The organism is Pseudomonas sp. SWRI18 (genome assembly GCF_014268345.1).
Taxonomy (GTDB): domain Bacteria; phylum Pseudomonadota; class Gammaproteobacteria; order Pseudomonadales; family Pseudomonadaceae; genus Aquipseudomonas; species Aquipseudomonas cedrina.
In genome coordinates this window covers 128,959-148,060 of sequence record NZ_JACCQQ010000002.1, presented here as the reverse complement: position 1 = coordinate 148,060, position 19,102 = coordinate 128,959, and the positions used below count along the sequence as shown (strand labels likewise).

16 protein-coding genes are annotated in these 19,102 nt (G+C 61.5%); 12 read left to right on the top strand and 4 right to left on the bottom strand.

All coding sequences use genetic code 11. The features are described 5' to 3' along the window. Nucleotides 1-110: 110 nt before the first annotated feature. Nucleotides 111-851, bottom strand: a complete 741-nt coding sequence (gene ompR, locus H0Z09_RS03335; protein ID WP_010214095.1) for a two-component system response regulator OmpR — start codon at nt 849-851, stop codon at nt 111-113. Nucleotides 852-1,209: 358 nt separating this feature from the next. Here ompR and H0Z09_RS03330 point away from each other — a divergent pair, with 358 nt between their 5' ends. The 7 genes from H0Z09_RS03330 (at nt 1,210) to tauD (ending at nt 9,433) form a co-directional block, all read left to right on the top strand. Further along, on the top strand, nt 1,210-3,546 hold the full coding sequence (locus tag H0Z09_RS03330) for a Tex family protein (RefSeq protein ID WP_186687316.1): 2,337 nt from the start codon (nt 1,210-1,212) through the stop codon (nt 3,544-3,546). After that, nucleotides 3,546-3,929 (top strand): PaaI family thioesterase, encoded by a 384-nt coding sequence (locus tag H0Z09_RS03325; protein WP_076951585.1) that lies wholly within the window; start codon nt 3,546-3,548, stop codon nt 3,927-3,929. The genes H0Z09_RS03330 and H0Z09_RS03325 overlap by 1 nt, the downstream gene beginning before the upstream one ends. Nucleotides 3,930-4,143: 214 nt before the next feature. Further along, nucleotides 4,144-5,727 carry a glutamate--cysteine ligase gene (gshA, locus tag H0Z09_RS03320; protein WP_186687315.1) on the top strand — a complete coding sequence of 528 codons (1,584 nt, stop codon included), beginning with the start codon at nt 4,144-4,146 and terminating at the stop codon, nt 5,725-5,727. Nucleotides 5,728-5,978: 251 nt separating this feature from the next. Then, on the top strand, nt 5,979-6,956 hold the full coding sequence (gene tauA, locus H0Z09_RS03315; RefSeq protein WP_186687312.1) for a taurine ABC transporter substrate-binding protein: 978 nt from the start codon (nt 5,979-5,981) through the stop codon (nt 6,954-6,956). Nucleotides 6,957-6,972: 16 nt separating this feature from the next. Beyond that, nucleotides 6,973-7,752, top strand: coding sequence for a taurine ABC transporter ATP-binding subunit (gene tauB / locus H0Z09_RS03310; protein ID WP_186687310.1), 780 nt, complete (start codon nt 6,973-6,975; stop codon nt 7,750-7,752). Continuing rightward, nucleotides 7,749-8,585 (top strand): taurine ABC transporter permease TauC, encoded by an 837-nt coding sequence (tauC, locus tag H0Z09_RS03305; RefSeq protein ID WP_186687308.1) that lies wholly within the window; start codon nt 7,749-7,751, stop codon nt 8,583-8,585. Before tauB ends, tauC begins: the two co-directional genes overlap by 4 nt. An 11-nt stretch (nt 8,586-8,596) precedes the next feature. After that, a complete protein-coding gene (gene tauD, locus H0Z09_RS03300; protein ID WP_186687306.1) occupies nt 8,597-9,433 on the top strand; it encodes a taurine dioxygenase in 837 nt (278 codons plus the stop codon). A 142-nt stretch (nt 9,434-9,575) separates the two neighbouring features. Here tauD and mgrA read toward each other — a convergent pair whose 3' ends face one another. The 3 genes from mgrA to epsC all read right to left on the bottom strand — a co-directional run bounded on the left by mgrA (nt 9,576) and on the right by epsC (nt 13,996). Continuing rightward, entirely contained in the window at nt 9,576-10,613 is a 1,038-nt protein-coding gene (mgrA, locus tag H0Z09_RS03295) for an L-glyceraldehyde 3-phosphate reductase (RefSeq protein WP_076951578.1), read from the bottom strand. Nucleotides 10,614-10,753: 140 nt separating this feature from the next. Further along, the gene (gene betT / locus H0Z09_RS03290) at nt 10,754-12,715 is read right to left on the bottom strand and encodes a choline transporter BetT (RefSeq protein ID WP_186687926.1); all 1,962 of its coding nucleotides are present in this window, start codon (nt 12,713-12,715) and stop codon (nt 10,754-10,756) included. Nucleotides 12,716-13,066: 351 nt separating this feature from the next. After that, entirely contained in the window at nt 13,067-13,996 is a 930-nt protein-coding gene (gene epsC, locus H0Z09_RS03285) for a serine O-acetyltransferase EpsC (protein ID WP_186687289.1), read from the bottom strand. A gap of 165 nt (nt 13,997-14,161) precedes the next feature. Here epsC and H0Z09_RS03280 point away from each other — a divergent pair, with 165 nt between their 5' ends. The 5 genes from H0Z09_RS03280 (at nt 14,162) to H0Z09_RS03260 (ending at nt 18,935) form a co-directional block, all read left to right on the top strand. Continuing rightward, the gene (locus tag H0Z09_RS03280; RefSeq protein ID WP_186687286.1) at nt 14,162-15,157 is read left to right on the top strand and encodes a D-cysteine desulfhydrase; all 996 of its coding nucleotides are present in this window, start codon (nt 14,162-14,164) and stop codon (nt 15,155-15,157) included. Between the two features lie 281 nt (nt 15,158-15,438). Further along, nucleotides 15,439-16,233 (top strand): cystine ABC transporter substrate-binding protein, encoded by a 795-nt coding sequence (gene tcyJ, locus H0Z09_RS03275; protein WP_186687284.1) that lies wholly within the window; start codon nt 15,439-15,441, stop codon nt 16,231-16,233. Continuing rightward, nucleotides 16,233-16,898, top strand: a complete 666-nt coding sequence (gene tcyL, locus H0Z09_RS03270) for a cystine ABC transporter permease (protein ID WP_186687281.1) — start codon at nt 16,233-16,235, stop codon at nt 16,896-16,898. The genes tcyJ and tcyL overlap by 1 nt, the downstream gene beginning before the upstream one ends. Before the next feature lie 3 nt (nt 16,899-16,901). Continuing rightward, on the top strand, nt 16,902-17,648 hold the full coding sequence (tcyN, locus tag H0Z09_RS03265; protein ID WP_076951567.1) for an L-cystine ABC transporter ATP-binding protein TcyN: 747 nt from the start codon (nt 16,902-16,904) through the stop codon (nt 17,646-17,648). 522 nt (nt 17,649-18,170) lie between these two features. Next, complete coding sequence (locus tag H0Z09_RS03260; protein ID WP_186687278.1) at nt 18,171-18,935, top strand: hypothetical protein; 765 nt, start codon at nt 18,171-18,173, stop codon at nt 18,933-18,935. The last annotated feature ends 167 nt before the right edge of the window (nt 18,936-19,102 follow it).

Here is a 19,102-nt window from a genome sequence, read left to right as displayed (position 1 = left end):
ACAGCTAGATACCTTGAGAAACGAGCGGCGCTCGCAGAATTGCAGACGCCGGGCATCCCGTCGACCCTTATAGAGTCAGACGCCGGGATGCCCGCCGTGCAAATCACCGGTCAACTGGTTTTATTGCCATCCGGCACGAACACATAACCCACACCCCATACCGTCTGGATGTACCGTGGCTTGGACGGATCAGGCTCGATCATCCGGCGCAGACGGGAGATCTGCACGTCGATGGAGCGCTCCAGGGCGTCCCACTCCCGGCCACGGGCCAGGTTCATCAGCTTGTCGCGCGTCAGCGGCTGGCGCGCGTTCATCACCAGGGCCTTGAGCACGGCGAATTCGCCGGTGGTCAACATGTGCACTTCATCGCCACGCTTGAGCTCACGGGTCGCCAGCGACAGTTCGTAGTCGCCAAAGGTGACGCTTTCGTCTTCGCTGCCCGGTGCGCCCGGCACCGGTGCGGCCTGGCGTCGCAACACCGCCTTGACCCGCGCCATCAGCTCGTCAGGGTTGAATGGCTTGGCCAGGTAGTCGTCAGCGCCCAGTTCAAGGCCCTTGATGCGGCTCAGCTCATCGCCCTTAGCGGTCAGCATGATGATTGGGATCTGGTTATTTGCGCCGCGCAGGCGCTTGCAGGCGGTGAGGCCGTCTTCGCCGGGCAACATCAGGTCGAGGACGACCAGGTTGAAGACTTCACGCCCCAGCAGGCGGTCCATCTGCTCGGTGTTCGGCACCGCACGGGCACGGTAGCCCTTGGAGTTGAAGAAACGCTCCAGCAGGCTGCTCAGCCCCGGATCGTCGTCAACGATGAGAATTTTTTCGCCTTCAGCAGTTTGTGCAGTGCTGCTCATTGGATGCTCCTCTTATCTCGGCGCGCATTATGGCCTAGCTGCCGTTATACGCACCGTGTGCATTGTTAGCAGATTTTTCCTCTACTGCCAGCGAACCCGCGTCCCACAACCGTTGGTGCAATCACCCCCCAAGCGCGGAACGCTGGTTATAATGCGGCGCCGTCGTGCTGGGCAACGTCAGATCGTTACCGTTTAATGCCTCGGCTTTTTTCACCCACGTGTCGTGATTTTTTCAATTTCGAGGGTCAATAGGCTGCCTCTTGACCCAGGCAGCGGCGCCGGTAGGGCCGCTCAACCAGTCTTCCAAGGCCTTTTTTTCCGGGCCTGCGAGCTGCTTTTCAGAATTTCAGGTGGTTTTATGGACAGCATCAACAGCCGCATCGCCGAGGAACTCGGCGTACGCCCACAACAGGTCGAAGCGGCCGTCGCTCTACTGGATGAAGGCTCCACGGTGCCCTTCATCGCCCGTTACCGTAAAGAAGTGACCGGCAGCCTCGACGATATCCAACTGCGTCACCTGGAAGAGCGCCTGCGCTACCTGCGAGAACTCGACGAACGGCGTATCAGCATCCTCGCCAGCATCGAGGAACAAGGCAAGCTGACCCCTCAGCTGGAGCGCGACATCAAGCTCGCCGATACCAAGACCCGCCTCGAAGACCTCTACCTGCCGTACAAGCAGAAGCGTCGCACCAAGGGCCAGATCGCCCTGGAAGCCGGCCTGGGCGAACTGGCCGACGGCCTGTTCAATGACCCGACGCTGAACCCGGAGGCCGAAGCCGCACGTTTCATCGACAGCGAAAAAGGTGTCGCCGACGTCAAGGCCGCCCTCGACGGGGCCAAGTACATCCTCATGGAGCGCTTCGCCGAAGACGCCAGCCTGTTGGAAAAACTGCGCACTTACCTCAAGCAGGAAGCCATCCTCAGTGCCCGCGTCATCGCCGGTAAAGAGGAAGAAGGCGCCAAGTTCCGCGATTACTTCGAACACGACGAACCGCTCAAGAGCATGCCGTCTCACCGTGCACTCGCCATTTTCCGGGGCCGCAACGAAGGCATCCTCAGTTCTGCGCTGAAGGTTGGCGATGAGTTGCCGGGCACCATGCACCCGTGCGAAGGCATGATCGGTCAACAATTCGGCATCCAGAATCAGAACCGTCCCGCAGACAAGTGGCTCGGTGAAGTCGTGCGCTGGACCTGGAAGGTCAAGCTCTACACCCACCTCGAAACCGACCTGCTCGGCGAGTTGCGCGACAGCGCCGAAACCGAGGCGATCAACGTCTTCGCCCATAACCTGCACGACCTGCTGCTGGCCGCGCCGGCCGGCCCGCGCGCAACCCTGGGCCTCGACCCGGGCCTGCGCACCGGCTGCAAGGTCGCCGTGGTCGACGCCACCGGCAAGCTGCTCGACCACGCCACGGTGTATCCGCACGTGCCACACAACAAATGGGACCAGACCCTCGCGATCCTGGCCGCCCTGTGCGCCAAGCACTCGGTGGACCTGATCGCCATCGGCAACGGTACCGCCAGCCGCGAGACCGACAAGCTGGCTGCCGAGCTGATCAAGAAATACCCCGCCATGAAGATGACCAAGGTGATGGTTTCCGAGGCCGGCGCTTCGGTGTACTCGGCATCGGAGCTGGCCTCCAAGGAGTTCCCGGACCTCGACGTGTCGATCCGTGGCGCCGTCTCCATTGCCCGCCGCCTGCAGGACCCGCTGGCCGAGCTGGTGAAGATCGACCCTAAATCCATCGGTGTCGGCCAGTACCAGCACGACGTGTCGCAGTTGAAACTGGCGCGCGGCCTGGACGCGGTGGTGGAAGACTGCGTAAACGCCGTGGGCGTGGATGTGAACACCGCTTCCGTGGCGCTGCTGGCGCGTATTTCGGGCCTCAACGCCACGCTGGCGCAGAATATCGTGACTCACCGTGACGAAAACGGCGCCTTCAAAACCCGCGCCGCGCTGAAAAAAGTCGCGCGCCTGGGTGAAAAAACCTTTGAACAGGCTGCTGGTTTCCTACGCGTAATGAATGGCGACAACCCGCTGGATTCCTCTGCGGTGCACCCGGAAGCCTACCCGCTGGTGCAACGCATCGCCGCCGAAACCGACCGCGATATCCGCTCGCTGATCGGTGACGCCGCGTTCCTCAAGCGCCTGGACCCAAAGAAGTACACCGATGAAACCTTCGGTGTGCCAACCATCACCGACATCCTGCAAGAGCTGGAAAAACCTGGCCGCGACCCGCGCCCGGAGTTCAAGACCGCCGAGTTCCAGGACGGCGTCGAAGACCTCAAGGACCTGCAACTGGGCATGATCCTGGAAGGTGTGGTGACCAACGTGACCAATTTCGGTGCCTTCGTGGACATCGGCGTGCATCAGGACGGCTTGGTGCATATCTCCGCGCTGTCGGAGAAATTCATCAAGGATCCGCGCGAAGCGGTGAAAGCCGGTGACGTGGTCAAGGTCAAGGTCATGGAAGTCGATATCCCGCGCAAACGCGTCGGTTTGTCGATGCGCATGAGCGACACGCCCGGCGAGAAAATCGACGGTGCCCGTGGCGCGCGTCCTGGCTCCGCACCTCGTTCGTCGCAGAACCGCTCCGAAAACGCTGCACCGCGCAAGGAGACCGCCACGGCAGCGCCGAGCAATAACGCCATGGCTTCGCTGTTCGCCAACGCCAAACAGTTGAAGAAGCGTTGATGCAAATCCCGGCCGGCTTGACCCAGAGCGCGTTCAGCGAACTGCTCGGCTGCCGCCTGCAACGCCTTGAGGAAGGCGTTGCCGAGGTGGCCCTGACCCTGGAGCCGCACCTGCGCAACCGCGCGGGCAAGCTCCATGGCGGGGCGATTTTCAGCCTGGTGGACATTACGATGGGGCTGGCGTGTTCCAGCACCCACGGTTTCGACCAGCAGAGCGCGACCATCGAATGCAAGATCAACTATATCCGCGCGGTGGAAGACGGCGACGTGCTGTGCACCAGCCGGGTGGTCCATGCCGGTCGACGCACATTGGTGGTCGAGGCGGATGTGTATCAGGGCGAAAGACTTGTCGCAAAAGCACAGGGCACCTTCGCTGTCCTATAGCTCCCCACCCCCGATTTGAGGTAATTTCGGCGCTGCGATAGTAGCGTCGGAATTTTCTCGCTGCGCTGTAGCCAAATTCATGGAGTGAAGCCGGCATTTTCAGAACGGGTCTCATCGACTCTAAACCAGGCGATCACGCCAGTTTTAACTTCACCCTTGTAGACCGTCCTGCCCACCCCCATATTGGGGCGACTGACGCGTGAAGGAATCCAACTTGAGCGAACTTCTCAACCGCCGCCTGGCCCTGCTCGGCAAGCGCGAACACCTCTCCCTGCTAGAGCAGTGCTTGCACGGCATCGAGCGTGAATGCCTGCGTGTCACCAGAGAGGGTCGCCTGGCGCAAACGCCGCACCCCGAAGCACTGGGCGCCGCGTTGACCAACGAATTGATCACCACCGACTACTCGGAATCGCTGCTGGAGTTCATCACCCCGGCACTGCCCAACCCGGCCGATACCCTGAGCAGCCTGGACAAGATCCACCGCTTTGCCTACACCAAGCTCGGCAGCGAATACCTGTGGAGCCCCTCGATGCCGTGCCCGTTGCCGGCCGAGGAAGATATTCCGATTGCCTACTACGGCACCTCCAATATCGGCCAGCTCAAGTACGTGTACCGCAAGGGCCTGGCCCTGCGTTACGGCAAGACCATGCAGTGCATCGCCGGCATCCACTACAACTTTTCGCTGCCGGAACAGTTGTGGCCGCTGCTCAAGGAGACTGAAGGGTTCGTCGGCACCGACCGCGACTACCAGTCCAACGCCTATATCGCGCTGATCCGCAATTTCCGTCGCTACAGCTGGCTGTTGATGTACCTGTTCGGTGCGTCCCCGGCCCTGGACGCCGGCTTCCTGCGCGGTCGTTCGCACCAGTTGGAAGTGCTCGACGCCGATACCCTGTACCTGCCGTATGCCACGAGCCTGCGCATGAGCGACCTGGGTTACCAGAGCAACGCCCAGGCCGGCCTCACGCCGTGCTACAACGACCTGGTCAGCTACACCGACAGCCTGCGCGAAGCGGTAGCAACGCCCTACGCGCCGTACGTCGAAATCGGCACGCACAAGGACGGTGAGTGGGTACAGCTCAACACCAACATCCTGCAGATCGAAAACGAGTACTACTCCAACATTCGTCCCAAGCGCGTGACCTACACCGGCGAGCGGCCGATCCAGGCGCTGATGGCCCGTGGCATCCAGTACATCGAAGTGCGCTGCCTGGACATCAATCCGTTCCTGCCGCTGGGTATCGACCTTCAGGAATCGCGCTTTCTCGATGCGTTCCTGCTGTATTGCGCGCTGAACGACAGCCCGTTGTTCGCCAATAACGAATGTGGCAACGCCACTTCCAACTTCCTCAGCGTGGTCAAGGAAGGTCGCCGTCCGGGCCTGCAATTGCAGCGCAACGGCCAAGCCGTGGACATGAAGGAGTGGGCTGCCGAGCTGTTGGAGAAGATCGCACCCTTGGCCGCCTTGCTCGATGAGAGCCATGGCATCACCGAGCACAGCCTGGCGCTCGATGCTCAACTGGCCAAGGTCCAGGACCCGTCCCTGACGCCGTCGGCCCAGGTGCTGGCGGCAATGGCCGAGCGTAAAGAGAGTTTTGCGCAGTTCTCCCTGCACCAGAGTGAGGTGCACGCCGAGTACTTCCGCAAGGAACCATTGCCGGCCGAAGAGCAGGCACGCTTTGAAGAACTGGCGCGTTCGTCGCTGGCGCAGCAGGCAGAGCTGGAGCAGAACGAAGTGGGCGATTTCGATGTGTTTGTCGGGTCGTACCAGGCGAGCATCCTGGCGATCAGTAATTAAAAGCCTTACACAAAACCTTGTGGGAGCGGCGGTGCGCTTGCTCGCGAAAGCGGTTGATCAGTCCCAGATGTATCGGCTGACACTCCGCTTTCGCGAGCAAGCCCGCTCCCACATTTGTCCTGTGAACATTCAGAGACTCGCGCTCACTTCTCCTACTAAGCTAATTCGAAAAAGTTATTTATTTTCGGATTCTTAGATCATTTAGTCTCCTCACACGCCGACCCTCGGCCGCCTGATTGAGGAGCTTTCCCTTGAAACTGCTGACCCCTCTGCGCCTTTTGGCCGCATTGTCCCTGGCCGGTGCCAGCCTGTTTGCCCAGGCGGCGGATGTGACCATCGCTTACCAGACCACCGTGGACCCGGCCAAAGTCGCCCAGGCCGACGGTGCGTATGAAAAAGCCACCAACGCCAAAATCGACTGGCGCAAGTTCGATAATGGCGCCGACATCATTGCGGCCATCGCGTCCGGCGACGTGCAGATCGGCTATCTCGGTTCCAGCCCGTTGACCGCTGCGATCACGCGCAAAGTGCCGGTGGAAACGTTCCTCGTCGCCACCCAGATCGGCGGCGCCGAAGCCCTGGTAGCGCGCGATGGGTCCGGGATCAACGGTCCCCAGGACCTGATCGGTAAAAAGATCGCTGTGCCGTTCGTGTCCACGGGGCACTACAGCCTGCTCGCCGCGCTGAAGCACTGGAACATCGACCCGTCCAAAGTGACCATCCTCAACCTCACGCCACCGGCGATCATCGCCGCCTGGAAGCGCGGTGATATCGATGCCACTTACGTGTGGGACCCTGCCCTGGGCGTGGCCAAGGAAAACGGCAAGGTGCTGATCACCTCCGGCGAGCTGGCCAAGTTCGGCGCGCCAACCTTCGATGCGTGGATTGTGCGTAAGGATTTTGCCCAGAAGCACCCGGAAATCGTCACGGCTTTCGCCAAAGTCACCCTGGATGCCTACGCCGCCTACCGCAAAGACCCACAAGCCTGGCTTGCCGACAAAACCAACGTCGACAAGCTGGTGAAACTCTCCGGCGCCAAGGCCAGCGACATCCCCTTGCTGCTGCAAGGCAACGTCTACCCGCTGGCCGCTGACCAGGTCACCCTGCTGGGCGCGCCCACCACCAAGGCCGTGACCGACACCGCTGCGTTCCTCAAGGAGCAAGGCAAGGTCGACGCCGTGCTGCCGGACTACGCCCCTTACGTCAGCGCCCAATTCATAACCCACTGATCAGGAGTTCATGGCGATGGCCTTGCTACAGCTGGAGCGCATCAGCGCACAGTACCCAGGCGCCACAGCACCGGTACTGTCGGACATTTCACTGGAGCTGGGCCCCCGGCAATTGCTGGTGGCCCTCGGCCCGTCCGGCAGTGGCAAGACGTCGCTGCTGAACTTGATTGCCGGGTTTGTCGAACCCTCCGGCGGGCGTATTACCCTCGACGGCGTGTCGGTAAAGGGTCCGAGCGCCGAACGCGGTGTGGTGTTCCAGGACGACGCCCTGCTGCCCTGGCAGGATGTGCTGGCCAACGTCGGCTTCGGCCTGGCGTTGGCCGGCGTGCCCAAGGCGCAACGTGAAGCGCGCGCCCGTGAAATGCTCGCCCTGGTGGACCTGGCAGGTTTCGACAGCCGCCGCGTCTGGCAGCTCTCCGGAGGCCAGAAGCAACGCATCGGCCTGGCCCGCGCCCTGGCTGCCGACCCTCGCGTATTGCTGATGGATGAGCCCTTCGGCGCCCTCGACGCTTTCACTCGCGAGCAGATGCAGGAACTGCTGCTGCAAGTCTGGCGGCGCACGGCCAAACCGGTGTTCCTGATTACCCACGACATTGAAGAAGCCGTGTTCCTCGCCACCGACTTGATCCTGCTGGCACCCAACCCCGGCCAGATCGTCGAGCGCCTGAGCCTGGACTTTGGTCAACGCTACGCCGCCGGTGAATCGGCGCGGGCGATCAAGTCCGACCCGCGCTTTATCGAAACCCGCGAACACGTACTGGGCAAAGTGTTCTCCCAACGTCAGGTGTCCGCATGAGCAGCTACGAACTCCCCGCCACCGACACCCAGCCGGTGGCGCATGCGGTCATCCCGCTACGTCGCAAGCTGAGCACACGCTGGATCAGCCTGTTGACGCTGGTTGCACTGCTGGCGATATGGTGGGCCGTGACCGCTACCGGCCTGATCGAACCGTTGTTCCTGCCGCCACCCGCGGCCGTGCTGCAAAAAGGCTGGCTGCTGGCGACCAGCGGTTACATGGACTCCACCTTGTGGCAGCACTTGGGCGCGAGCCTCAGCCGTATCGGTCTGGGCCTGGGCTTTGCGGTAGTGACCGCCGTGCCGGTGGGCATTGCCATCGGCTCCAACCGTATCGCGCGGGGCATTCTCGACCCGCTGATCGAGTTCTATCGGCCGATCCCGCCGCTGGCCTATCTGCCGTTGATCGTGATCTGGTGCGGCATCGGTGAGCTGTCCAAGGTGTTGCTGATTTACCTGGCAATCTTCGCCCCCATTGCCATCGCCACCGCAACCGGCGTGCGCACGGTCGACCCAGCCAAAGTGCGCGCGGCGCAGTCGCTGGGCGCCACCCGCGCGCAGCTGATTCGCCATGTGATCCTGCCAAGCGCCTTGCCCGACATCCTTACCGGTGTGCGCATCGGGCTGGGCGTGGGTTGGTCCACCCTGGTCGCCGCTGAATTGATTGCGGCCACCAGTGGCCTGGGCTTCATGGTGCAGTCGGCAGCTCAGTTCCTGGTCACCGATGTGGTGGTGCTGGGGATCCTGGTCATCGCCCTGATCGCCTTCGCCATGGAAATGGGCCTGCGTGCCCTGCAGCGCAAACTGGTGCCATGGCATGGCCAGGCACATTAAGTGAGAACCGCATGAACAGCCTGACCGTTACGCCATTAAGCATTGCCTTGGGCGCCCAGATCAGCGGCATCGACATCACCCAGCCGCTGGCCCCCGAACAGCGCGACGCCATCGAACAGGCATTGCTCGAACACTCGGTGCTGTTCTTCCGCGACCAGCCGATCAACCCGCGGCAACAGGCGCGGTTTGCTGCGAACTTCGGCGACCTGCACATTCACCCGATCTACCCCAACGTGCCGGAACAGCCCGAAGTGCTGATCCTCGATACGGCCGTCACCGACGTGCGTGACAACGCCGTGTGGCACACCGACGTGACCTTCCTGCCCACCCCGGCGCTCGGTGCGGTACTCAGTGCCAAGCTGCTGCCGGCGTTTGGTGGCGATACGCTGTGGGCCAGCGGGATTGCGGCGTATGAAGCGTTGTCCGAGCCGTTGAAGCGGTTGCTCGACGGACTGACCGCTACCCATGACTTCACCAAATCCTTCCCGCTCGAGCGCTTCGGCACCAGCACCGAAGACCTGGCGCGCTGGGAAGAGGCGCGCAAGAAGAACCCACCGCTGTCACACCCGGTGGTGCGCACACATCCTGTAAGCGGGCGTAAATCGCTGTTTGTCAGTGATGGCTTCACCACTCGGATCAACGAACTGGAACCGGCGGAAAGCGAGGCGATTCTCAAACTGCTGTTCGCCCACGCGACGCGCCCGGAGTTCACCATTCGCTGGCGCTGGCAGGAAAATGATGTGGCGTTCTGGGATAACCGCGTGACCCAGCATTACGCAGTTGATGACTACCGGCCGCAGCGGCGGGTGATGCATCGGGCTACGATTTTGGGGGATGTGCCTTTCTAGAGCACAGTGGAAATCCAATGTGGGAGCGGGCTTGCTCGCGAAAGCGTTGTATCAGAAACACATCAGTGACTGACACTCCGCTTTCGCAAGCAAGTCGAATCGTCGCACCGCCGCTCCCACAATTTAATCAACGGGTGTCAGGTTATTCGGCGGTGGAGGGCTTTTCCCACAAGTTAATCCCGCCTTCCTGCGCAAACCGATCGATCTCCGCCAGTTCTTCCATGCTGAAGCTCAAGTTCTTCAACGCGCCGACGTTCTCGATAATCTGCTCCGGCCGGCTCGCGCCGATCAGCGCGCTGGTCACCCGGGGATCACGCAGCGTCCACGCCAGGGCGAGCTGTGCGAGGCTCTGGCCACGGCGCTGGGCGATTTCATTCAGGGCACGCACGTGGGCGATGTTGGCTTCGGACAGGTGCTTGGCCTGCAACGAACCACCACCTGGGCGGTTCACGCGCGCATCAGCCGGCACGCCATTGAGGTATTTGTCGGTCAGCAGCCCTTGGGCCAGCGGTGTGAAAGCAATCACCCCGGCGCCGAGTTCTTCAGTGGTGTCGAGCAGGTCTTTTTCCACCCAGCGGTTGAGCAGGTTGTAGGCCGGCTGGTGGATCAACAACGGCACTTTCCACTCTTTGAGCAGCGCCGCCATTTCACGGGTTTTCACGCCGGAGTAGGACGAGATGCCGATGTACAAGGCCTTGCCCTGTTGCACGGCCGTGGCCAGGGCGCTGGCGGTTTCTTCCAGTGGGGTGTCGGCGTCGAAACGGTGGGAGTAGAAGATATCCACATAGTCGACGCCCAGGCGTTGCAGGCTCTGGTCGAGGCTCGCCAGTACATATTTGCGCGAGCCGCCGCCCTGGCCATACGGACCGGGCCACATGTCCCAACCGGCCTTGCTGGAGATGATCAGTTCGTCGCGGTACTGCTTGAAGTCTTCGCGCAGCAAACGGCCAAAATTGATTTCGGCGCTGCCGTAGGGCGGCCCGTAGTTGTTGGCCAGGTCGAAGTGGTTGATCCCAAGGTCAAACGCGGTGCGCAACAGCGCGCGCTGGGTGTCGATCGGGGTGCTGTCGCCAAAGTTGTGCCACAGGCCCAGGGACAGTGCCGGCAGCACCAGCCCACTGCGGCCTACGCGGCGATACGGGATAGATTCATAGCGGTTTTCGGCAGCGATGTAAGTCATTCGAATCCTCTCTTGGACGTAGGCAATAAAGCCGGGGAACAAGGTTATTCCCCAGCCTTTAACCAGCTGAATCGCTTAAGTCTGCCCTTTGCGTTTTACAGCAAATTGCTGCCGGAGTGGAATGGCATGGGCGTCAAGCTTCAGCGAACCAAGTGCAGAAATTGCAGATGCCGCTCGTACTGGTCGAGGATGTCATTGATGATCTGCTCCTTGGTGTAGCCCACCAGGTCGTAGTCCTGGCTGCCTTCGCTCAAGTGCACTTCCGCCCGGTAGTAGCGACGGTTGTTGATTTCCTTGGAGCCCATGCCACCCCGTGCGAACGACGGCGTGAAGTAACCGCGCATCTGCACCTGGTAGATGAAGGGATGCTCTTCGCCGTGGCCGATTTCCAGGCTGACGCTGTCGTTGGACGGGTCGGGCTGGGTGACCACGCTCAAGCCCTTCTCGACGAACACCGCCGTCACTTCTTCGATCGCCGGGCGCACCGTCGACTCAAGGAAGCGATACACCTCATCGCGCGACGGAAAATGCACCGCCTGGCTCAAGCGCTGACGCCAACCGCCGCGCCCCTTGCGTGAGGCCGAGATCGGCGCCAGCGAGTGCAGTTGGGCGATCTGCTTCTGCGACTCAAGGTAGAAAGCCTTGTGCAGCCCCCACATCATCAGCAGCAGAATCATCGAGAACGGCAACGACGTCAGCACCACCGCCGATTTGAGCGAATCGATACTGCCGGCGAACAGCAAGGCGCTGGTGACCAGCGCCGTCATCGCGCCCCAGAACACCCGCAGCCATTTCGGCCCGTCTTCGTCGGCGTTGCCGCCTTTGGACGACAAGGTCGACAGCACCACCGTGCCGGAGTCGGCCGAGGTGACGAAGAACACAAAGCTGATAAATACCGTGACCGCGATCACGGTTTTGCTCCACGGGTAGGTTTCCAGCAGCAGGTAGAGGCTCATCGACGGATCATCGATCGCCGACTGACCGAGCGCGGTCATGCCGTGGTTGAGCACCTGGTCGATGGCGCTGTTGCCGAAGATCGACATCCACGCCAGGGTGAAACCCAGCGGGATCAGCAGCACGCCGAACACGAATTCGCGGATGGTACGGCCACGGGAAATACGCGCGATGAACAGGCCCACGAACGGCGACCATGCAATCCACCAGGCCCAGTAGAACACCGTCCAACCGCCCAGCCAGTCGCTGGGCTTGTCGTAGGCGTACACGTCGAAACTCTTGGTCGGCAAGGCGCCCAGGTAGTCGCCGATGTTCTGGATCAAGGTGTTGAGCAAGTGCTGGGTGGGCCCGGCGAACAAGACGAAGAGCAGCAGCGCACAGGCCAGCAGCATGTTGATGTCGGACATCACCCGCACGCCTTTGTCGACGCCGGCCACGGCGACCAGGATCGCCGCGCCCATCATCAGGGTGATCAAGCCGACCTGGATCCACTGGGTATGGGCAATGCCAAACAGGTAGTCCAGACCGGCATTGAGGTGCAGTACGCCAAAGCCCATGTCGGCGCCGAGGCCGAACACCGTGGCAATGATGCCGAAGCCATCCACCGCGTAACCGATGGGGCCGTTGATGCGCTTGCCGATCAGCGGGTACAAAGCCGAACGCAGCGCCAGCGGCAGGTTATGCCGGTAGGCGAAGTACGCCAGGGCCATGCCCACAAACGCAAACACCCCCCAGCCGTGCAGGCCCCAGTGCAGAAACAGGATCTGCATGGCCTGGCGCGCGGCATCGGCGTTCATCGAGGCGCCCTGGGGCGGTTGCACCAGATGCGTCAGCGGCTCAGACACGCAGAAGAAGAACAGCGTGATGCTGATGCCCGCAGCGAACAACATGCCCGCCCAGGACAGGTAGCTGAATTCGGGCTCGTCGTGGTCGGCACCGAGTTTTATCTTGCCGTAGCCCGATAGCGCGGTGACCACCACGAAGACCAGATACAGCGTCATCGCCAGCATGTAGTACCAGCCGACCGTATTGGCCGCCCAGTTTTGCGCGGCCAGCAGCCAGGCGCCGGCCTGTTGCGGGATAGCGATGACCGTGATGCCGAAGAGCAGGATGAAGGTGGCGGCAAAGTAGAACACCGGCGCATTCATGCGCACCAGGCCGCTGGATGGGGTGGACGATGCACTCATGAACGATGCACCCCGGGAGTATGGGATGTGGCTGTAAATAACGGACTCAGCAAAGGTAAGCCTCCTGTTGTGAGCGGGCAGCGAACCACCGGGTTTAACTTGAACGAGCATTCAATTTAAACATGGACAGGCGCTTGGGGACTAATCGCAGGGCTGAGTGGTAGACAATTCCTACACTAGCTCAAGGATTGGTATGACGGATGAGGAGAGGAAATCGTTCGCGATTACTGGCACAAATCCGGCATGAATCTGGAATGCATTCAAAATGCGGGAGCGGGCGTGCTCGCTCCCACAGGGGGATCTGCGCCACCTTTAGCTATTTTGCGCCCCATCCTCAAGCTGCACGTTCGCCTGGGTGATATTCGCCCCCGCCGGCACGCTGCGGGTCAGCCAGACGTTACCGCCGATGGTTGACCCTTTGCCGATGGTGATGCGCCCCAGGATCGTAGCGCCGGCATAGATCACCACATCATCCTCGACAATCGGATGGCGTGGATGGCCCTTTTGCAGTTGCCCGTCTTCATCCGCCGGGAACCGCTTGGCGCCCAGCGTCACAGCCTGGTAGATGCGCACGCGCTCGCCGATGATCGCGGTTTCGCCGATCACCACGCCGGTCCCGTGGTCGATGAAAAAGCTCGGGCCGATCTGCGCGCCGGGGTGGATGTCGATGCCAGTGGCGGAGTGAGCGATTTCGGCGCTGATCCGCGCCAGCAGCGGCAAGCCCGCGCGATACAGGTGATGGGCCAGGCGGTGGTGAATCACCGCCAGGATGCCCGGGTAGCACAGCAGCACTTCGTCCACGCTGCGCGCCGCCGGGTCGCCGTGGTAGGCGGCGAGTACGTCGGTGTCCAACACCGTGCGCAGGGACGGCAGGGCCAGGGCGAAATCCTGGATCAGCCGGATGGCCAGCGCGTCGACTTCGCTGTCATCCTGGGCGCCCTGGCGCGCGGCGTAGCGCAGCTCCAGGCGGGCCTGGGCCAGCAAGGCATTCAAGGCGACGTCAAGGGTGTGGCCCACGTAGAAATCTTCGCTTTCCTCACGCAAGTCCACCGGCCCCAGGCGCATGGGGAACAGCGCACCGCACAGCGCCTCGAGAATCTGCGCCACGGCCTCGCGGGACGGCAACTCGCGGCCGCCATGCTCGCCACTCAAGCGGCCATTGCGTGTTCGCCACTGGTCCCGGGCGCCGCGCAGCTGGCTGACGATGGTCTGCAATTGCCAATGGCTGGAACGTTCACTCACGGTATTCACTCCTGATGAAATGCCAATCACTTTACGGCATGCACCCCGGCCGCCCTTAAGAACCAATGGTGTGAGCGCAAGAACCCGCCGGAATAAGCGATTGACGGTTGCCCGATGAAAAGTGCCTGCCTATAGTCGCCCTGTATTCATTAACCGTGCGCAGCCATGATCAAACAACAGCTCGACCGTTTTAACCGCCTGGATCTGCTGGGCGGCGCCACTGCCCTGGAAAAACTCGAGCGGCTGTCGGCCTGGTTGGGCAGGGACGTCTACGTCAAGCGCGACGACACCACGCCGCTGGCGATGGGCGGCAACAAGCTGCGCAAACTCGAATACCTCGCCGCCGACGCCATCGCCCAGGGCGCGGACACCCTGGTGACCGCCGGCGCCCTGCAGTCCAACCATGTGCGCCAGACCGCCGCACTGGCCGCCAAACTCGGCCTGGGCTGCGTCGCCCTGCTGGAAAACCCCACCGGCACCGAAGACCCCAACTACCTGGGCAACGGCAACCGCCTGCTGCTGGACCTGTTTGACGCCAAGGTGGAATTGGTCGAAAACCTCGACAACGCCGACGACCAACTCAAGGCCCTTGCCGATCGCCTGCGCAGCAACGGCAAGAAGCCCTACCTTGTGCCTATCGGCGGCTCCAACGCCCTTGGCGCCCTGGGCTACGTACGCGCCGGGCTGGAACTGGCGGGGCAGATCGAAGCCAGCGGCCTTGAGTTTGCCGCCGTGGTGCTGGCGTCCGGCAGCGCGGGGACCCACAGCGGCCTCGCCCTGGCCTTGAGCGAAGCGCTGCCGGACCTGCCCGTGATCGGCGTGACTGTCTCCCGCACCGACGAAGCCCAGCGCCCGAAAGTACAGGGCCTGGCCGAGCGCACCGCCGAGTTGCTGGGTGTGCAGATTCCCGAAGCCTTCAAAGTGACCCTGTGGGACGAATATTTCGGCCCGCGCTACGGCGAACCGAACGCCGGCACCCTGTCGGCGGTCAAGTTATTGGCGAGCCAGGAAGGACTGCTGCTGGACCCGGTCTACACCGGCAAGGCCATGGCCGGCTTGCTGGACGGTATCGGGCGTAACCGGTTTGAAGACGGGCCAATCATTTTCCTGCATACCGGTGGTGCCCCGGCTTTGTTTGCCTATGACTCAATGTTCAACTGAATAAACACGGATTGAACATGTGGGAGCGGGCTTGCTCGCGAAAGCGGTGGGTCAGTCAGCCTATTTATCCACTGACAGACTGCCTTCGCGAGCAAGCCCGCTCCCACATTAGACTCGTGTGATATTCATAAAACGAATATGAAATTAGATTTATATTATTTTCAAGTCTTAAAAACCGGCTTTATAGTCGCGCCGTAGGCGAAGACGCGCTACGCGCTTTAAGGCAGGATACGACTATCGCGTCACCTGCTTCGCTCAACATAAAAACACAGGGGCTCTTCATGACTATTTCCGTATTGCGTCGTACGTTGCTGGTTGGCACTTTGGGCCTGGCACTCGGGGCTGGCCTTGTGGGCCAGGCAATCGCCGGCGAGCAATTGGGCAACATCAAGAAAGCGGGCGAGATCAAGATCGGCCTGGAAGGCACCTACCCGCCGTTCAGTTTCGTCGATGAAAGCGGCAAGCTCACAGGCTTCGAAGTGGAGCTGTCCGAAGCGCTGGCCAAGGAGCTGGGGGTCAAGGTCAAGCTGCAAGCCACGCCATGGGACGGCATCCTCGCCGCGCTGGAATCCAAGCGCCTGGACGCCGTGGTCAACCAGGTGACCATCTCCGACGAGCGCAAGAAGAAATACGATTTCTCCAAGCCTTACACCGTCTCCGGTATTCAAGCGCTGGTGCTGAAGAAGAATGTCGAGAGCATCAAGACCGCCAACGACCTGGCCGGCAAGAAAGTCGGGGTGGGCCTTGGCACCAACTACGAACAGTGGCTCAAGGACAACCAGCCTAAAGCCATCATCAAGACTTACAACGACGACCCGACCAAGTTCCAGGACCTGCGCATCGGCCGCATCGACGCCATCCTGATCGACCGTCTGGCCGCGCTGGAATACGCCAAGAAAGCGCCTGACACCGCCGCTGCGGGCGATGCGTTCTCCCGCCAGGAATCCGGTATCGCCCTGCGCAAAGGTGAGCCTGAACTGCTCGATGCGGTGAACAAGGCCCTGGACAAACTGCGCGCCGACGGCACCCTGAAGAAGCTGTCCGAAAAGTACTTCAACGCTGACGTCACTCAATAATGGAAGCAGGTTTCCAACTCGCGCTGGACTCCGCGCCCTTTCTGCTCAAGGGCGCGTACTACACGGTGATCCTCAGCCTGGGCGGGATGTTTTTCGGCTTGCTGCTGGGCTTCGGCCTGGCCTTGATGCGCTTGTCGCGCTTCAAGCTGGTGAGTTGGCTCGCCAGGGTCTACGTGTCGTTCTTTCGCGGCACGCCCTTGCTGGTACAGCTGTTTCTGATCTATTACGGCTTGCCGCAGGTGGGCATCGAGCTGGATCCGATTCCGGCGGCCATGATCGGCTTTTCGCTGAACATGGCCGCCTACGCCTGTGAAATCCTGCGCGCCGCCATCGCTTCGATCGAGCGCGGCCAATGGGAAGCGGCAGCCAGCATCGGCATGACCCGTGCGCAAACCCTGCGCCGGGCCATCCTGCCGCAGGCCATGCGCACGGCCCTGCCGCCGCTGGGCAACAGCTTTATCTCGCTGGTCAAGGACACGGCGCTGGCCGCCACCATCCAGGTGCCCGAACTGTTCCGCCAGGCGCAATTGGTGTCTGCGCGGACCTTCGAAATCTTCACCATGTACCTGTCCGCCGCCCTGATCTACTGGATCCTGGCGAGCATCCTGGCGCATTTGCAAAATCGTCTGGAAGACCGGGTCAACCGGCATGACCTGGAGTCTTGAAGCATGATCGTGGTTGAAAAACTGACCAAGCAATTCAAGGATCAGGTGGTGCTCAACGGCATCGACCTTGAGGTCAAGGCGGGCGAAGTCATCGCCATCATCGGCCCCAGCGGTTCCGGCAAGACCACCTTTCTGCGCTGCCTGAATTTCCTCGAACAGCCCACCAGCGGCCGCATCAAGGTAGGCGATATCGAGATCGACACCAGCAAGCCCGCCAACCAGCAGCAAAACCTGGTACGGCGCTTGCGACAGCACGTGGGGTTCGTGTTCCAGAGCTTCAACCTGTTCCCCCACCGCACCGCGCTGGAAAACGTCATCGAAGGCCCCACCGTGGTCAAGAAGATGCCGCGCGACGCCGCTGTTGCCCTGGGGCGCAAGTTGCTCGCCAGGGTGGGCCTGGAAGGCAAGGAAGACGCCTACCCACGGCGCCTGTCCGGCGGCCAGCAACAGCGCGTGGCGATTGCCCGTGCGTTGGCCATGGAGCCGGAAGTGATCCTGTTCGACGAACCCACCTCGGCGCTGGACCCGGAACTGGTGGGTGAAGTGCTGGCGACCATCCGCAGCCTGGCTGAAGAAAACCGCACCATGGTCATCGTCACTCACGAAATGAGCTTTGCGCGCGATGTTGCCAACCGGGTGATCTTCTTCGACAAGGGCGTGATCGTCGAACAAGGCGAAGCCAAGGCGCTGTTCGCCAACCCCAAGGAAGAACGCACAAGGCAGTTCCTGAGCAAATTCCTCGCTCACTGAGGCCCTGTGTGGGAGCTTCCACACATCCTTGTAGTGAGCGGGCTTGTCCCGCGCTGGGTGGCGAAGCCGCCCCAATAAAGACACCGCCGAGTTCCAGATAGAACCCGGCCGCCTGGTTTGGGGCCGCTTCGCAGCCCAGCGCGGGACAAGCCCGCTCACTACAGAGAGATTTGTCAGCCTTCGGAAGTTGTGTAGACATGGATGCTGCGCTGGCAACACTGCGGCGCAAGCAACCAAACCCCCACACAAACGCGTTCCTACAGGAAGTCCTCGCTCCAGTCTGTAAAACATCCCTGCGCATGCGCCTGAAAATCCCCGCGTCAGTCAGACCCTTCTGAATATCTCCAAACCCGCCGTTTAGCCCTTTGCCTCCATTGACGCCCCTCGGCCAACCCTCTTATCTAGCGTCCAGAGGATTGGATCCTATCCCGGCTACTCATTGAATCGTTCATTTCGGTCCCCCGCGCACCCGCGCCCAAAGGTCCGGAACGATTGCTGCTGGCTGCATCAAGGAGATTATTTATGACGCGCCCCCTGCTCACCGCCCCGACGCTGCCCCAGGCCATTGGCAATGGCATCAACGCCCTGGCCGCCACCCATTTGCAGGTCGACATCGCGCCGTATCCCGGCATGGATGAAGGCGACCTGATCGAGCTGTTCTGGAACAACTGTTTTGCCGCTTCCCGACGGGTAACCGCGTGCAAGGTCGGCGCGTTTACCCACCTGCGCGTGCCGGAAAGTTTCGTGCTGGATGGCTCGACCCAGGTGCATTACCAAGTCATGCAAGTCGGTCACGCCCCTGCCCGCTCAGCTGTGACGCGAGTACAGGTAAAAACCCTCTACCCGGGCGGCGAGCCCTCGCCCCTGTACTGCGACGAAAACCAGAATCTTGCTCCCGTGAGCCTGCCCGAGACTATCCGCCGCTACGGCGTTAACGCCCGCCAGGTACGGCGTGGTATTCCCCTGACCATCGAGCCCTACCTGAACATGACCCGCGGCGATGCAATTACCGTGCGCTGGGGCGATGTGCGCCTGGATCTGCCGGAGGTCCAGGCCCAGAACGTCGGCCGAGCGATGCACCTGTGGGTGCCTTCGACGGTGATCATCGAAGCCGGCGACGACTGCCGACTGGAGGTGACCTACTGCATTCTCGACCGCGTCGGCAACAATTCCCGCTGGGCGCCCACCCGTACCTTGCGCATCGCCGCCCAAGCCCAGTGCCGCGCGGCGGCGGCTGCACTGATCTACCAGCCGCGCCCATCGGGATCACCGTGCGAACCAGGGTGACAGCCCTTCTATGCATATTCCCAAAAGTTAGTTTATTTAAATATTTAACACGCTTAGGGTATATGCACCGGACCACCGGACATCTTTGAATCTTCTGTTTTTATTTCATTGAATGCGAGGTCGGTATGGTCAGGATTACCCCGGTGCACAACGCCAGGGCATTACGT

What these genes read in the sequence shown, in the direction of transcription:
- betT (WP_186687926.1), bottom strand. Translation starts at nt 12,715, where the DNA reads ATGAATGCGCCGGTGTTCTACTTTGCCGCCACCTTCATCCTGCTCTTC.
- H0Z09_RS03330 (WP_186687316.1), top strand. Translation starts at nt 1,210, where the DNA reads ATGGACAGCATCAACAGCCGCATCGCCGAGGAACTCGGCGTACGCCCA.
- H0Z09_RS03280 (WP_186687286.1), top strand. Translation starts at nt 14,162, where the DNA reads ATGATCAAACAACAGCTCGACCGTTTTAACCGCCTGGATCTGCTGGGC.
- mgrA (WP_076951578.1), bottom strand. Translation starts at nt 10,613, where the DNA reads ATGACTTACATCGCTGCCGAAAACCGCTATGAATCTATCCCGTATCGC.
- tcyL (WP_186687281.1), top strand. Translation starts at nt 16,233, where the DNA reads ATGGAAGCAGGTTTCCAACTCGCGCTGGACTCCGCGCCCTTTCTGCTC.
- tauB (WP_186687310.1), top strand. Translation starts at nt 6,973, where the DNA reads ATGGCCTTGCTACAGCTGGAGCGCATCAGCGCACAGTACCCAGGCGCC.
- tauC (WP_186687308.1), top strand. Translation starts at nt 7,749, where the DNA reads ATGAGCAGCTACGAACTCCCCGCCACCGACACCCAGCCGGTGGCGCAT.
- ompR (WP_010214095.1), bottom strand. Translation starts at nt 851, where the DNA reads ATGAGCAGCACTGCACAAACTGCTGAAGGCGAAAAAATTCTCATCGTT.
- H0Z09_RS03325 (WP_076951585.1), top strand. Translation starts at nt 3,546, where the DNA reads ATGCAAATCCCGGCCGGCTTGACCCAGAGCGCGTTCAGCGAACTGCTC.
- tcyN (WP_076951567.1), top strand. Translation starts at nt 16,902, where the DNA reads ATGATCGTGGTTGAAAAACTGACCAAGCAATTCAAGGATCAGGTGGTG.
- tcyJ (WP_186687284.1), top strand. Translation starts at nt 15,439, where the DNA reads ATGACTATTTCCGTATTGCGTCGTACGTTGCTGGTTGGCACTTTGGGC.
- H0Z09_RS03260 (WP_186687278.1), top strand. Translation starts at nt 18,171, where the DNA reads ATGACGCGCCCCCTGCTCACCGCCCCGACGCTGCCCCAGGCCATTGGC.
- tauD (WP_186687306.1), top strand. Translation starts at nt 8,597, where the DNA reads ATGAACAGCCTGACCGTTACGCCATTAAGCATTGCCTTGGGCGCCCAG.